This window comes from Sphingomonas sp. MM-1 (genome assembly GCF_000347675.2).
Taxonomy (GTDB): domain Bacteria; phylum Pseudomonadota; class Alphaproteobacteria; order Sphingomonadales; family Sphingomonadaceae; genus Sphingomonas_E; species Sphingomonas_E fennica.
This window is the reverse complement of the sequence record NC_020561.1, coordinates 716,245-730,669: the sequence shown is the minus strand read 5'-3', so window position 1 is coordinate 730,669 and position 14,425 is coordinate 716,245. Positions and strand designations below refer to the sequence as shown.

14 protein-coding genes are annotated in these 14,425 nt (G+C 68.7%); 10 read left to right on the top strand and 4 right to left on the bottom strand.

The annotated features are described in order from the left end of the window. The 5 genes from G432_RS03520 to G432_RS03500 all read left to right on the top strand — a co-directional run bounded on the left by G432_RS03520 (position 1) and on the right by G432_RS03500 (position 5,832). The gene (locus tag G432_RS03520) at positions 1-876 is read left to right on the top strand and encodes a hypothetical protein (RefSeq protein ID WP_015457439.1); all 876 of its coding nucleotides are present in this window, start codon (positions 1-3) and stop codon (positions 874-876) included. Between the two features lie 10 nt (positions 877-886). After that, positions 887-2,716 (top strand): cytochrome c3 family protein, encoded by a 1,830-nt coding sequence (locus G432_RS03515; RefSeq protein ID WP_015457438.1) that lies wholly within the window; start codon positions 887-889, stop codon positions 2,714-2,716. Positions 2,717-2,870: 154 nt separating this feature from the next. Beyond that, the gene (locus G432_RS03510) at positions 2,871-3,722 is read left to right on the top strand and encodes a phosphodiesterase (RefSeq protein WP_015457437.1); all 852 of its coding nucleotides are present in this window, start codon (positions 2,871-2,873) and stop codon (positions 3,720-3,722) included. 31 nt (positions 3,723-3,753) lie between these two features. Then, positions 3,754-4,179: a DUF2147 domain-containing protein gene (locus G432_RS03505; RefSeq protein WP_015457436.1), complete on the top strand. Its 426-nt coding sequence runs from the start codon at positions 3,754-3,756 to the stop codon at positions 4,177-4,179. Positions 4,180-4,206: 27 nt separating this feature from the next. Then, positions 4,207-5,832 (top strand): phospholipase D family protein, encoded by a 1,626-nt coding sequence (locus tag G432_RS03500; RefSeq protein ID WP_015457435.1) that lies wholly within the window; start codon positions 4,207-4,209, stop codon positions 5,830-5,832. A 46-nt stretch (positions 5,833-5,878) separates the two neighbouring features. On the opposite strand, the gene G432_RS03495 is transcribed toward G432_RS03500, so the two are convergent. Further along, positions 5,879-7,717: a DUF885 domain-containing protein gene (locus G432_RS03495; RefSeq protein ID WP_015457434.1), complete on the bottom strand. Its 1,839-nt coding sequence runs from the start codon at positions 7,715-7,717 to the stop codon at positions 5,879-5,881. Positions 7,718-7,921: 204 nt separating this feature from the next. On the opposite strand from G432_RS03495, the gene G432_RS03490 reads away from it, so the two are divergent. After that, positions 7,922-8,119: a hypothetical protein gene (locus G432_RS03490; protein ID WP_015457433.1), complete on the top strand. Its 198-nt coding sequence runs from the start codon at positions 7,922-7,924 to the stop codon at positions 8,117-8,119. An 84-nt stretch (positions 8,120-8,203) separates the two neighbouring features. Here G432_RS03490 and G432_RS03485 read toward each other — a convergent pair whose 3' ends face one another. Beyond that, positions 8,204-9,256 carry a 1,9-bis(guanidino)-5-aza-nonane synthase gene (locus G432_RS03485; protein WP_015457432.1) on the bottom strand — a complete coding sequence of 351 codons (1,053 nt, stop codon included), beginning with the start codon at positions 9,254-9,256 and terminating at the stop codon, positions 8,204-8,206. 126 nt (positions 9,257-9,382) lie between these two features. Further along, positions 9,383-10,603 carry an Orn/DAP/Arg decarboxylase 2 gene (locus G432_RS03480; protein WP_015457431.1) on the bottom strand — a complete coding sequence of 407 codons (1,221 nt, stop codon included), beginning with the start codon at positions 10,601-10,603 and terminating at the stop codon, positions 9,383-9,385. A 297-nt stretch (positions 10,604-10,900) separates the two neighbouring features. Between G432_RS03480 and G432_RS03475 the strand changes: the two genes are divergently transcribed. Continuing rightward, positions 10,901-11,086 carry a hypothetical protein gene (locus G432_RS03475; protein WP_015457430.1) on the top strand — a complete coding sequence of 62 codons (186 nt, stop codon included), beginning with the start codon at positions 10,901-10,903 and terminating at the stop codon, positions 11,084-11,086. Positions 11,087-11,171: 85 nt separating this feature from the next. Here G432_RS03475 and G432_RS03470 read toward each other — a convergent pair whose 3' ends face one another. Next, on the bottom strand, positions 11,172-11,819 hold the full coding sequence (locus tag G432_RS03470) for an alpha/beta hydrolase (RefSeq protein ID WP_015457429.1): 648 nt from the start codon (positions 11,817-11,819) through the stop codon (positions 11,172-11,174). Between the two features lie 105 nt (positions 11,820-11,924). On the opposite strand from G432_RS03470, the gene G432_RS03465 reads away from it, so the two are divergent. Genes G432_RS03465 through G432_RS03455 form a run of 3 tightly spaced genes read left to right on the top strand, consistent with a single transcriptional unit; the run spans position 11,925 to position 14,424 of the window. Beyond that, on the top strand, positions 11,925-12,980 hold the full coding sequence (locus G432_RS03465) for a cysteine desulfurase family protein (protein ID WP_015457428.1): 1,056 nt from the start codon (positions 11,925-11,927) through the stop codon (positions 12,978-12,980). Further along, a complete protein-coding gene (locus tag G432_RS03460) occupies positions 12,977-14,092 on the top strand; it encodes a cysteine desulfurase family protein (protein WP_015457427.1) in 1,116 nt (371 codons plus the stop codon). The genes G432_RS03465 and G432_RS03460 overlap by 4 nt, the downstream gene beginning before the upstream one ends. Continuing rightward, positions 14,089-14,424 (top strand): 2Fe-2S iron-sulfur cluster-binding protein, encoded by a 336-nt coding sequence (locus G432_RS03455; protein ID WP_041865122.1) that lies wholly within the window; start codon positions 14,089-14,091, stop codon positions 14,422-14,424. Before G432_RS03460 ends, G432_RS03455 begins: the two co-directional genes overlap by 4 nt. Position 14,425: the final 1 nt, after the last annotated feature.

Genomic DNA, 14,425 nt, shown 5'->3' with positions numbered 1-14,425 from the left:
GTGGCGACGAGGGGGGCGAGGCCGCTCGACGCGGGCGGCGCGGCGCAGCATGAAGGCTTCCTGCGCTATCGCGGCTATCGCTGGCTGAAGCTGGCGCTGGCGATATCGCTGGCTGCGATCCTGATCTACGCCTTCCACGATGCGCGGCCCCGGCCCAATGGCGGATCATGGTATGGCTATACGCTGGGCACGATCGGCGCGGGGCTGATCCTGTGGCTGACCCTGCTGGGCGTGCGCAAGCGGGCGATGACCCGGGGACGCTGGTCGCTGAAGGCGTGGACTTCGGCGCATGTGTATCTCGGCCTTTCGCTGGTGGTGATCGGCACGCTGCACACGGGCTTCCAGTTCGGGTGGAATGTCCACACGCTGGCCTATGCGCTGATGATGATCGTCATCATCTCGGGGATTTACGGCATCGCCGTCTATTCCACCCTGCCGCGCGTGCTGAGCGCCAACCGGGGCGAGACGACGCAGGCGCAGATGCTGGACAATCTCCGCCAGCTCGACCGGCAGTTGCATGAGGCGGCCCAGCCGCTGGGCCAGCGCCACGCCGAGATCGTCCGCATGTCGCTGGACGACGATCCTTTCGGTGGCGGGCTGATCGCGAGGCTGACCGGCCGTTATCCGAAATGCGGGACGCGCGCGGCGCAGGAAGCGATCCGGATCGAGACCGGCCCGCGGCCGGCGATCGGCGACGATGCGCTGGAACGGATCGACGTGCTGCTGGAGCGGAAGGAAGCGGCGCTCGCGCGCATCCGCCAGCACCTGAAGCTGAAGGCCCTGCTGGAGATATGGCTTTACGTGCACGTGCCGCTGACCTTCGCGCTGATCGCGGCGCTGTTCGCCCACATCTTCTCCGTCTTCTTCTACTGGTAGGCGCGGCGGCATGATCTTCATCGTCCGCCAGATCGCGCGCACGGCCGACGGCCGCGAGATCGTCCGCCCGCAGACCTTCGCCGCCGGGCCGATCGGCATCGGCCGCGAGGCGGACAGCGACATCCACCTGCCCGACCTCGCCGTGACGCTGCGCCACGCCGAGATCCGCGAGGCCGGCCCCGGCCGGATCGAGATCGCCGCCACGTCCGGCCTGCCGGTGGACGTGAACGGCCGATCGACCATGCGCGAGACGATCGACGTGGCGCGCGGCGCGAATATCCGCATCGGCAGCCATATGCTGACCGTGGCGGCGGGCGAGGGCGACGAGCGCGGCGCGACGATCATCTCGGTCGAGCGGGTCGGCGCGCTTTCCGAGGCATCGGAAGCGCGGGACGAGCAGCGCGCCTTCTCGCTGGCCGGCGTGGCGCCGGGCCGGCGCGCGACCGCCTGGGCGCTGGCGATCGCGGTGCTGGCGCTGTTCCTCGCCTGGCCCTTATGGTCCTTCTTCACTAACCATCAGCCGGCCGATGGCGCGCGCCGGGAGGTGGCCTTCCATGCCGACCAGATGTGGTCTTCGGGCAGGCTGAGCCTCGCCCACGCCAATCTGGAGAATGACTGCAAGGCCTGCCATGTGAAGCCGGGCGAGGCGGTGCGCGACGAAGCCTGCGTCGCCTGCCATGGTGGCGTGCACGGCCATGCCGATCCGCTGCGGCTGGCGGTGGCCAAGCCGCAGCCGGGGGCCGGCGCCAAGGCCCAGCGCGCCGTGGCCGGCATGTTCGGCATCCCGGAGGGCCGCTGCGTCGCCTGCCATGTCGAGCATGAGGGCGCGAAGGCGATGCCGGTGACGGAGCAACGCTTCTGCAGCGACTGCCATGGCGGCATGGACCAACGGCTGACCGACACCAAGGTGCTGAACGCATCCGATTTCGGCCGCGACCATCCCCAGTTCCGCCCGGCGGTAGCGACCAATCCGGGCGACCGGCCGATCGTGCAGCGGCTTTCGCTGGATGCGCGGCCGCTGGAGGATAATGGCCTGAAATTCCCCCACGACATCCACCTTGCCGCCAATGGCGGCGTTGCGGCGATGGCGCGGACGATGAAGGTGGAGCAGGGCTTCGGCGACAGCCTGGTTTGCGCCGACTGCCATGTGCCCGATTCCACGGGCGCCCGCTTCCAGCCGGTGTCGATGGAGAAGGATTGCCAGATATGCCACAGCCTAGCCTTCGATCGGGTGGGCGATACCGTCCGCACACTGCGCCATGGCGATCCCCGGCAGGTGGTGGCCGATCTGCGCGCTTTCTATCGGTCGACCGGGCCGGTGGCGCCGATCAACCTCGACGGGATGGCGCGGCGCCGGCCGGGCGAGGCGATGATGTTGCGGACCAGCGCGGCCTTCAACCAGGCGGCGGCGCTGCGGCCGGCGCGCGCGGACCAGGCGATCCGGGCGGCCTTTTCTGAAGGCGGCGCCTGTTTCGATTGCCATGCGGTGACCCCGCCGACATCGCTTGCGGCGGCCGATTGGGGCGTGGTGCCCGTGCGCCTGCCGCAGCGTTATATGGCGAAGGGCTGGTTCGACCATAAGAGCCATGCCGGCGAGAGCTGCGAGAGCTGCCACGCGGCGCGGAAATCCGCCACGGCGGCGGACGTGCTGCTGCCCGGCATCGCCACCTGCCGGGCCTGCCATGGCGGCGAGGATGCGGCCAAGGCGGTGCCTTCGTCCTGCGCCATGTGCCACGATTATCACATGGACGGGCAGGCGCCGGCGATGGTGCGCAGCATGCGCGAGCGCGAGGCCGGCGCCCGGCCGTGGCGCGGGCCGCAGGCGGCCGGCGGAAGCTGAGGGGGAGCAAGCGGCCGCGTGCGGGCTGTGCCGCCGATCACAGCGGCCGGATGGGGATATTGGCAGGCTGGCGGTGCTCGCGCTTGACGGGGTGGGGAAAGCGGGCGTCAAGTCCGCCGCGGGCGAGGAACGGGGGAAAGGTGCTGCGCAACCGATGTTGATCGCCCAGATTACCGACATGCATCTGGGCTTCGACCCGGACAATCCGGCGGAGTTCAACCGCAAGCGGCTGGACCGGGTGATCCATTTGCTGGCCCATATGGATCGGCGGCCCGATCTGGTGCTGGCGACGGGCGATCTGGTGGATCGCGGCGACGTGGCCTCTTACCGCCGGCTGCGCGAGGCGCTGGAGGCGCTGCCCGTGCCCGCCTGGCCGTGCCTGGGCAATCATGACGACCGCGCCCATTTTCGCGCCGTCTTTCCCGAAATCCCGGTGGCGGACGGCTTCGTTCAATATGCCATCGACGCCGGGCCGCTGCGCTTGCTGGTGCTGGATACGCTGGAGGAAGGCCGCCACGGCGGCGCCTTCTGCGAGACGCGGGCGCGCTGGCTGGCCGATCGCGTGGCCGAGGCGCCGGACCGGCCGACGATGATCGTGCTTCATCATCCGCCGATCGATACCGGCATCGCCTGGATGACGACGGACCCGGAGGAGGCCTGGATCGGCCGGCTGGATGCGGCGCTGGCGGGGCATCGCAACATCGTCGCCATGGTGGGCGGCCATATCCACCGGCCGATGGTGGCTGGCTGGCGCGGCCGGCCGATGATCGTGTGCCCGTCCACCGCGCCGCAGGTGGCGCTGACGCTGGCGCCGATGGACCCGGCGCTGCCCGACGATCGGCCGATGATCGTGGCCGGTGCCCCCGGCTTCGCGCTGCATCAGTGGACGGGCGAAACGCTGGTGACGCATTTCGACGCGGCCGAGGACCATGCCGTGCTGGCGCGCTTCGACGAGCGGATGCAGCCGCTGGTGACGGCGCTGATCGGGGAACGCGGTGCGGGGTAGAGCGTTACGGCTCCGATATGGAGCCCTGGATGTGAAGCCCTGTTCCCTCCCGATCGCGGCCGCGTCGCTGCTGGCCCTGTGCTGGCCGGCGGCGGCTTCGGCCGAGCCTTATTACGGCCTGTGGCGCAATCCCAAGGATAGCGTGCGCGTGCGCACCCACCCGTGCGGGGCGCGGCTGTGCGGCACCGTCGAATGGGCGAACGACAAGGCCAAGGCGGATGCGCGCGAAGGCGGCACCGAAAATCTGGTGGGGACCGAGCTGTTCCGCGATTTCCGCCCCGGCAAGAACGATATCTGGCGCGGCAAGGTGTTCGTGCCGGACATGAACAAGACTTTCTCGGGCACGTTGACCGTCACCGACGGCGGCGGCACCCTGCGCGCCAGGGGATGCCTGTTCGCGGGCGTCGGCTGCAAATCGCAATATTGGACGCGGATCGACGAAGCGGCGCCACGCTGAGCCGGCAGCCGGGAAGGCATCGGAAGGATGATCGTGCTGCTGCTGAAGCTGCTGGGGCTGGCCCTCCTTCTGCTGCTGGCCGCCGGCATTGTCATCCGCCTGCTCAACCCCTTGCCGCCGCTGGAGCCGCGCGCGCCGTCCCGTGCCTTTGGCGATACCGCCGATACGCCGCTGGGGCGCGGCGCGGCGGCGGCGCGGGAAGGGCGAGGGGAGCTTTCCGGCATCCATGTGCTGGACGACGGGCGCGATGCCTTTGCCGCGCGCATGCTGCTGGCGCGGGCGGCGGTGCGCAGCCTGGATGTGCAATATTATATCTGGCACGCCGACCTTTCCGGCACGCTGATGCTGGAGGAGATGCGTGCCGCCGCCGATCGCGGCGTGCGGGTGCGGATGCTGCTGGACGATAACGGCATCAGCGGGATGGATGAGGGGCTGGCCGCACTGGATGGCCACCCCGGTATCGAGATCCGGCTGTTCAATCCCTTCGTGCTGCGCCGGCCGAAGATGCTGGGATATCTGGCCGATTTCCCGCGATTGAACCGGCGGATGCACAATAAGAGCTTCACCGCCGACAATCAGGCGACGATCATCGGCGGCCGCAACATCGGCGACGAATATTTCGGCGCCCGCGACGAGGGATTGTTCGCCGATCTCGACGTGCTGGCGATCGGGCCGGTGGTGGAGGCGGTGTCGCGCGATTTCGACCGTTACTGGGCCAGCGCGTCGGCCTATCCGGCGGCGCGCATCCTGCCCGCGGTCGGGCGCGAACAGGCGGAGACGATCGCGGAGGCGGCCGCCAGGGCCGCGCGGGAGCCTGCCGCGCGCGATTATATGCGCGCGGTGGAAGCGCTGCCGATCATAAACGCCTTCATCCGCAAGGACCTTCCCTTCCGCTGGGCCGAGGTGCGGATGGTGAGCGACGATCCCGCCAAGGGCGTGGGCCGCGCCGCGCCGGAGGGGCTGCTGGGCGCGTCGCTGCGCGGGATATTGGGCCACCCGAAGCGGGAGGTGGATCTGGTATCCGGCTATTTCGTGCCGACGGCTGCCGGCGTGGACGCCTTCGCCGCGCTCCGCGCGGGGGGCGTGGAGGTGAATATCCTGACCAACGCCTTCGAGGCGACCGACGTGTGGCTCGTCCATGCCGGCTATGCCGGGCGGCGGCGTGCGCTGCTGGAGGCCGGCGTGCGCCTGTTCGAGATGCGCGGCCCGCCCGCGGGCGGCAACCGGCGCCGGCGAAAGCTGATCGGGACGGGATCGGGTGCGGGCTCCACGCTGGGATCGGGCGGCGGATCGGGCGGATCGGGGCAGGTGCTGCGATCGAGCGCGTCGACGCTGCACGCCAAGACTTTCGCCGTGGATCGCGAGCGGACCTTCATCGGATCGTTCAACTTCGATCCACGATCGATCCACCTCAATACGGAGCTGGGCTTCGTGATCGAAAGCCCGGAGCTGGCGGGCGAGATGCAGGCGGCCTTCGCGGGCGACATCCCCGAGCGCGCCTATGAGGTGGTGCTGGAGCCGGGCGGCCGGCTGGCCTGGCTGGAACGGCGCGACGGCGGCATCGTGACCCACCGCACCGAGCCCGGCACGCGCGCCTGGCAGCGCGGCGGCATCCGCCTGCTTTCGCTGCTGCCGATCGAATGGCTGCTATGATGCGCCCGGCGACGCCGCGGGAACGGCGCCGCCGGGGCGGAGGCGATCAGGCGATGCGGGCGCGGACGATCCGTTCCAGCACGGTCAGCGGCATCGCGCCAAGCAGCAGCACATCGTGGAACGCCTTGATATCGAAGGCGTCGCCCTGCTTGGCCTTCGCCTCGTCCCGCAGGCGCGTCCATACGGTGTGGCCGATCTTGTAGCTGCACGCCTGGCCGGGCCAGACGGTATAGCGATCGATCTCGCCCTGGCTGCGGCCGCGGGCGATGCCGGTGGTGGCGATGAAATAATCGGTCGCCTGCTCGCGGCTCCAGCGCTTGGCGTGCATCCCCGAATCCACCACGAGGCGGGTGGCGCGGAAGAGGAGCGACTGGAGATAGCCGACGCGGCCCAGCGGATCGCCCTCGAACATGCCCATCTCGTCGGCGAGCTGCTCCGAATAGAGCGCCCAGCCTTCGCTGTAGCCGCTGAAGAAGCTGCGGCGGCGGATCAGCGGGATCTCGGTCGATTCGAGCGCGAGGCTGACCTGCAGGTGATGGCCCGGCACCGCCTCGTGATGGGTGAGGGTGGCCAGGCCGAATTTCGGCCGGTCGAACGTATCGCGCAGGTTGATGAAGTAGATCGCCGGGCGCGAGCCATCGAGCGAGGCGTTCTGATAATAACCGCCCGGCGCGCCCGCCTGGATGTGCGGCGGCACGCGGCGGACCTCGACCGGGGCCTTGGGCAGCGTGGCGAACGCTTCGGGCAGGCGGGCATACATCGCCTTGATCTGGCTGTTGAGCTGATCGAGCAGCGCGGCGCGGCCTTCGTCGGTATTGGCGTAGAGCTGGTCCGGCCGCTGGTTGAGCGCGACCATGCGTTCGCCGACCGTGCCCTGCGTCATCCCCTGCGATTTCAGGATGCCGTCGATCTCGGACGAGATCTGGGCGACCTGCTCCTGCCCGAGGCGATGGATCTCGTCGCCGCTCAGGGGCACGGTGGTCGCGGCCTCGGCGGCGGCGGCATAATAAGCCTCGCCATCGGGGAGGCGCCAGACACCGGCGTCGTGGGTCGCCTTGGCGCGCAGGTCCGTGACGAGCTGGCGCTGGCGATCGAGCGCGGGGAACACCTCGTTCTGGACGATCTTCTCGGCGCGGGCCGCGTGATCGCCGGAGATGTTGGCAGCCTTCAGCTTCGCGGCGAAGGAGGCGACCAGCACCGTCTGCGCCGCCGGCTGATCGCGAAGCGCGGCGAGCTGCTTCAGCGTGGTATCGAGGATGTAATCGGGCGCGAAGACGCCCTTGGCGGCATCGGCGCGCTGTTGTTCCAGGCTGTCGTCCAGCGCCTTGGGGAAGGCCGACAGGCGGGCGAGGTATGAATCCGCATCGGCGAGGGCCGCCACGCGATGCTGCGAATCCAGGAAATCGGGAACGTCGCGATAGGGGCCGGTGAGCTGGCTGATCGTGTAGGGCGCGAAGCGGCCGGCCGACTGGCCGTAGCGGAAGCGATCGGTGGCGGCGATATCGCGGCTGAGCTGATATTCGACGACGTCATAGTCGATCCGCGCGGCGGCGCCGAGCTTCGCGGGATCGATCTTGCGGAGCGCTGCGAGATCGTTGCGGCGGTGCGCGGCCTGCCGTTCGCGCGCGGCGGCGGATTCGTCGTCCAGCCGGGAACGGAGCGCGGCGCGATCGCCCTTGTCGAGGCCGAGGCGGGTCGCCTGCTCGGGGCTGTCGTCGATCCGGGCGTAGAACATCTTGTCCAGCAGTGAGCGGAGCTGGGCATCGGCGGGGCCGGCGGCGGACTGTCGCGCGCCGGCCGCATTGCCCTGGGCATTGGCCATCGCGGGCAGCGTGGTTGAAAGCGCGAGCACCCCCGCATTGGTCATGAACGAACGGCGATCCAAGATGATCTCTCCTCAACAGGCTGTCCCCATTGGCTAATCGGCTCGTCGCGGCCTGTCCATGCCCGGAAGGGCAGCGGAAGGCGGCGGAACCCGCACTGTTCATTCGGCGTTGCCGATGGCGCGTGGTATATCAGAGCCGAGCCGTTCGACGCGGGCGGGCTCGGAGACGGGAGAGCGTAATAGGCGGCATCTTGGGAGGAGTTCATGACCAAGCATTTTTCCCCGACCGAACTGGAATCCGTCGGTTATCGCCTGCTTTATCGTGCCAATGAAGTGAACCACTGCCCGGGCTGCGGGAAGATGCACTGGTTCGTGGGCCGCAGGACGGCGGAATGCGCCTTCTGCGGAACCGCCCTGCCGCTGCTGAACAGCATGCTGCCGGACCTGATGGACCCCGCCTGAAATCCATATGGAAAACCCCGCGCCGGAGGGCCGGCGCGGGGTGGATTTCCGGCGAGGATCGGATCTCGGCCGACCCAGGCCGCATCAATCGAAGATGCGGCCCCAGGCGCGCTTCGCGCGGGTCTTCCAGTGGCCGCGATGATAGGCGTCCGACGCGAGCAGCGGCATCACCGAGCCGGCCTCGGCGAAGACCATCTGCTCGAGTGCGGTATCGACCTTGCCCCAGCTCGCCGCTTCCTTCAGCGTCGAGGAAGAGCAGGCGCCGTCGCGCACGTCCGCCACGGTGATCTGCACGGCATATTTGTGCATCTCCACATCCTCGTGGCCGAGGATCTCGGCGCAGACCACGGTATCCTGGATGAAGTTCTTCGGCACGCCGCCGCCGATCATCAGCAGGCCGGTGGTGCCCGCCTTGATCTTGATGTCCGTCAGCTCGCGGAAATCGGCGATGGCATCCAGCACCATGTAGGGCTTGCCCTCCTTGGCGCGCTCCACCTGGTGCTTGACGAGGCCGAAGCCCGCCGAGCTGTCGACGAAGGCCGGGCAGAAGATCGGCACGTCATGCTCGTAGGCGAGCTTGACGAGGCTGTTCTCCTTCTTGCCGTGCTCGGCCAGATACTTGCCCATCTCGCGGATGAAGGCGCGCGAGGAATAGGCCTTCGGCTCCAGCGAATCCGCGATCTTGCCGATCGTGTGGTCGCAGTCCTGAAGCTGCTCCTCGTCGATATAGGTGTCGTAGATGCGGTCGATGTAGAGCGAACGCAGCGTGTTGTCGTCCGGCACCTCGAGCGCCTGATAATGCTTGTGGCCGAGGCCCTCGAAGAAATCCATGTCGACGATCGACGCGCCGGTCGCGACCACGCCGTCCACCATGTTGGAACGGACCAGCTCCGCATAGAGGTCCATGCAGCCGCCGGCCGAGGTGGAGCCCGCGATCACCAGGAAGATCGAGCAATCCGGATCGGCGAGCATCTGATTGTAGATGCCGGTCGCCCGCGCCAGATCGCGGCTGGTGAAGCTCATCTTGCCCATCGCATCGACGATGGGACGCGCGTCGAAGCTCTTGATGTCGATATGCTCAACGACGGTGGAGAGCAGATCCGCCTTGCGCGTATCGTTGGTGGGGGCGTCGTTCATGGTTGTTCCTCGAAATGCAAACTGGCCGTCATCCCGGCAAAGGCTGGGATCCCGGGAAGCGAGCGAACCCGTGCTTCGCGAGATGCCAGCCTTCGCCGGCATGACGGCAAATAGAAGGATGTCGTCTTACAGCGTGATGACGTTGGACGGAACCGCGGGTTCCGTTTCGGTGCGATAGAGGCTGGCCATGGGCTCATCCTCGACGATCACCGATTCCCCGGCGGTGAAGCCGTTGAAGCCGGTGCGCATCGCGCAGCCATAGGCGCCCAGCATGCCGATCTCGATATAATCGCCGGCGGCGATATCGGCGGGCAGCATGAACGGGCCGGCCATATGGTCCAGATCGTCGCAGGTGGGGCCATAGAAGCTGAACGCCATGTCCTTCGCGTCCGATCCGCTTTCGCGGACCAGTTCGGTCGGGAAGCGCCAGCCGACATGCGCCGCATCGAACAGGGCGCCATAGGCGCCGTCGTTGATGTAGAGTTCCTCGCCCCGGCGCTTTTCGACGCGGACCAGCAGGCTTGCATATTCGGCGCACAGCGCGCGGCCCGGCTCGCACCACAATTCGGCCGAATAGCTGACGGGCAGGCTTTCGAACGCTTCGTGGATCGCTGCGAAATAAGCTTCCAGCGACGGCGGCTCCATGCCCGGATAGACGGACGGGAAGCCCCCGCCGACATCGACCACGTCCACCGTGACGCCGGCCTCGACGATCGCGGCGCGCACCAGCTCCATCGCCTGGGTATAGGCGGCGGGCGTCATCGCCTGGCTGCCGACGTGGAAGCACACGCCCAGCGTGTCGGCGACCTGGCGGGCGGCCAGCAGCACGGGGGCCGCATCGCGCGCATCGACGCCGAACTTCGACGCGAGGCTGAGCTTGGAATGATCCGACGAGACCCTGAGCCGCACGCAGAGCGTGAGGTCGCGGGCGCCGTTGGTGGCGCGGACGATCTTGGCCAGCTCCTCCTCGGTATCGAGCGAGAAGGTGCGCACGCCATGGACGTGATACGCCTCGGCGATCGCTTCCTCGGCCTTGACCGGGTGCATGAAGCAGAGCGTGGCTTCCGGCACGATGCCCGCGACCAGCCGCACCTCGGCGATCGAGGCGACATCGAAATGCGTGACGCCGCTTTCCCACAGGAGCGCGATCAGCTCGGGCGAGGGATTGGCCTTCACCGCATACATCGGCCGGCCCGGAAACTTCTCTACGAAGAATCGGGCGGCCCGGCGGGCGGCATGCGGACGAAGGAGCGTGACCGGCTGGACCGGGCGCAGCTTCGCGACGACGGCACCGGTGGTGCCGGTAGGGGCGGTCGCTAGCCCCAGCGCGCTATGGTGCTTGTGCAACTCAAGGGACCTCCAGGGGTAGTGTTGGCAAGAAGGCTGCCTTGCGGTGGAAGTCCCATGGGGCAGCGGACGCGCTACATAGGATCGGGGGTCCCCCCTGTAAAGTTGGATTCCGGGGGTGGGGGAGACGCAGCCGGGATTTGCGGCCGGAAGGGGCCGGATTTCGGGCGATCCGGGCGGCTGGAGGGCGAAAAATAAATATGGCCGCGGAGGTTGGACGGCGGTTCGGACGCGGAACGAATCGATTCGAATCCGGCCTTCTTCTAAACTGTGCGCCGGCAAGCTAAGGCGATCGATATGCAGTCGATTCTCGAAGGCGTGGCCGGCATCGCCCCGGCAATCGCGATGCTTGCCGTCTTCGCCCTGGTGGCGGGCGGCCTCTATCTGATGCGCAAGCGCCACAGCCGGGGCAAAGGCGCGCTGATGCTGGTCGCGGCCGCCGTGCTGCTGGCCAATGTGATGCTCTGGACCTTGCCGGTCTGAGCCGAGCGGCAGGCGAGGCATTCCAGCCTCGTGGTAAGAATGCCGGGCGCTTGAGCCGGCCCGGCGCGGCTGTTCAGGTCGATCTTCAGCGATCGGTGGCGAGGCGCATGTCCAGATAATCGTCCACCGACTTCATCAGCTCGGGCATCTCATGCTCGAAGAAGTGGTTGGCGCCGGGGATCACGTCGTGATGGATGGTGATGTGGCGCTGGGTGCGGAGCTTGTCGACCAGCTTCTGCACCGCGCTGGGCGTCACCACCTCATCCGAATCGCCCTGGATGATGATGCCCGAGGAGGGGCAGGGGGCGAGGAACGTGAAATCATACATGTTCGCCGGCGGGGCGATCGAGATGAAGCCCTTGATCTCCGGCCGGCGCATCAGGAGCTGCATGCCGATCCACGCGCCGAAGCTGAAGCCGGCGATCCAGGTGGTCTGCGCCTCGGGGTGGATGGACTGCACCCAATCGAGCGCGGAGGCGGCGTCCGAAAGCTCGCCGATGCCGTTGTCGAACGTGCCCTGCGACTTGCCGACGCCGCGGAAGTTGAAGCGCAGGGTGGCGAAACCGCGCTTCACGAACGTCTGGTAGAGCGACTGGACGATGCGGTTGTTCATCGTGCCGCCGCCCTGCGGGTGGGGATGGAGGATCAGCGCCACCGGTGCGCGGGGGCGCGGCCCCGGATTGAAACGGCCTTCGAGACGACCTTCGGGTCCGGGAAAGATGACTTCGGGCATCGGCACCTGCTGACACAATAGGGATCGCGCGCAAGGGTGGATGCGCGCGGAGTTGCAGGCCTATATAGAGGGCGGACTATCGCGCGCAATCTTGTCGGAGCACGAATGCCCCTCGCCCGCATCTATCTCGACCATGCCGCGACCACGCCGCTCCTGCCCCAGGCGCGCGACGCGATGGCCGACGGGCTGGCCCGCTGGGCGAACCCGTCCTCCCCCCATGCCGAGGGGCGGGCGGCGCGGGCGGCGCTGGAGGATGCGCGGGCGCGGACCGCCGCCGCACTCGGCTGGGACGGCGAGCTGATCTTCACCAGCGGGGCGAGCGAGGCGCTGGCGATCGCGCTGCTCCGCGCCAAGGCGGCGGATGTCGCGGTTTCCGCCGTCGAGCATGATGCGGTGCGGCGCGTGGCGGCGGAGCCGGTGGTGCCGGTGGGCGGCGACGGCATCGTCCAGGCATTGCCGGACGCGCCGGGCGCGCTGTTCGCCATCCAGCACGCCAATAACGAGACCGGCATCCTGCAGCCCGAGGACCGCGTGGCCGGGATGGTGCGCGCGCAGGGCGGCCTGTGGCTGGCCGATTGCGCGCAGACGGCGGGGAAGCTGCCCCTGCCGGCGGGCGCGGACTTCATCGCGGTTTCCGCGCACAAGCTGGGCGGGCCGCCGGGGATCGGCGCGCTGCTGGTGCGCGATCTCGCCACGCTGGACGCGCCGGGCGGGCAGGAGAAGGGCTATCGCCCCGGCACCGAGAACCTGCCGGCGGCGCTGGGCTTTGCCGCCGCGCTGGAGGCGCGGCGCGAATGGCTGGGCCGGGCGGCGGAGTTGCGCGAGCATCTGGAGAAGGCGCTGACGGCGGCGGGCGGCGTGGTGGTGGGGGCTGGGAGCCCGCGCATCCCCACGATCGGCGCCTATCGCATGCCCGGCGTGCCGGCGGCCTCGCAACTGATCCGCTTCGACCTCGCCGGCATCGCGGTTTCGGCGGGGAGCGCCTGTTCTTCGGGCAGCGTGAAGCCCAGCCATGTGCTGATGGCGATGGGCTGGCCCGAGGAGGAGGCGCGCGAGGTGATCCGCGTCAGCTTCGGCCCTTCGACCACGCGGGCCGAGATATATGAGTTCATCCGTGTCTGGACGGCGATGGCGGCGGACGCGGGCAAGCGCGCGGCATGAGCCCCATCTATCTGGACTATCAGGCGACCACGCCGCTGGCGCCCGAGGCGCGCGCGGCGATGCTGCGCTGGCTGGACGGACGGGCGGCCAACCCCCATTCGCCCCACCGCGCGGGCCGCGAGGCGGCGGCGGCGGTGGAGGCGGCGCGGGCGCAGGTGGCGGCGCCGTTCCGTGGCGGGCAACTGATCTTCACCGGCGGGGCGACCGAGGCGGTGAACATGGCGCTTCGGGGTGCCATGGGGAGGGCCGGCAGCGGCCGCCGCCGGCTGGTGACGATCGCGACCGAGCATGCCTGCGTGCTCGATACCGCGGCCGCGCTGGCGCGCGAGGGATATGAGGCGGTCGTCCTGCCGGTGGATCGCGAGGGGATGGTGGACCTCGATGCGGCGGCCGGCGCGATCGACGATCGCTGCGCGCTGGTTTCCGTGATGCACGTGAATAACGAGATCGGCGTGATCCAGCCGATCGCGGCGCTCGTTGAGATGGCGCGGCGCGCGGGTGCGCTGGTGCATGTCGATGCCGCGCAGGGTTATGGCAAGCTGCCGATCCCGGAGGGGGCGGACTTCGTTTCGATTTCCGCGCACAAGATTTACGGGCCGATCGGCATCGGCGCGCTGTGGATGGCGGAAGGGCGAACGCTGCCGGCGCTGCTCCACGGTGGTGGGCAGGAAGGCGGCATAAGATCGGGCACGGTCAGCCCGGCGCTGGCGGCGGGCTTCGGCGCGGCGGCGGCGACTGCCTTCGGGCGGATGGAGGAGGACCGCATCCATGCCGAGGCGCTGGCGCGGCGATTGCGCGCGGGGCTGGAAGACTGGACGCTGAACGGCGCGGAAAGCCCGCGCTGGCCGGGCAATGCCAATCTCCGGCGCGACGGGCTGGATGCGGCGCGGCTGATATCGGAACTGCGCGGGATCGCCTTTTCGGCGGGATCGGCCTGCGCCAGCGGATCGGGCCGGCCCAGCCATGTGCTGAAGGCGATCGGGCTCAGCGATGCGCAGGCGCGGTCGAGCATCCGGCTGGGTTTCGGCCGATATACGACGGAGGATGAGATCGACAAGGCGGTGGCGCTGATCCGCGAGGCGGCGGAACGGCAGATGGAGTGGGCGGCATGACGACGGTGCGGTTCGTCTCCGCCGACGGCAGCCATATCGACGAGGTGGAGGCGCCGGCGGGCGCGCGGCTGCTGGATGTGGCGCAGGCCAACGGCCAGCCGCTGGAAGGAACCTGCGAAGGGCAGATGGCCTGTTCCACCTGCCATGTCATCGTCGATCGGGAGGATTTCCCGAAGCTCGATGAAGCCACCGAGATGGAGGAGGACCTGCTGGACCTGGCGGCGAGCGTGACCCGATGGTCCCGCCTGGCATGCCAGGTCTATCTACCGGAGGGGCTGGAGAGCCTGACGGTGCGGATACCCGGAGAATCCCGCAACATGCAGGGGCGCTGAG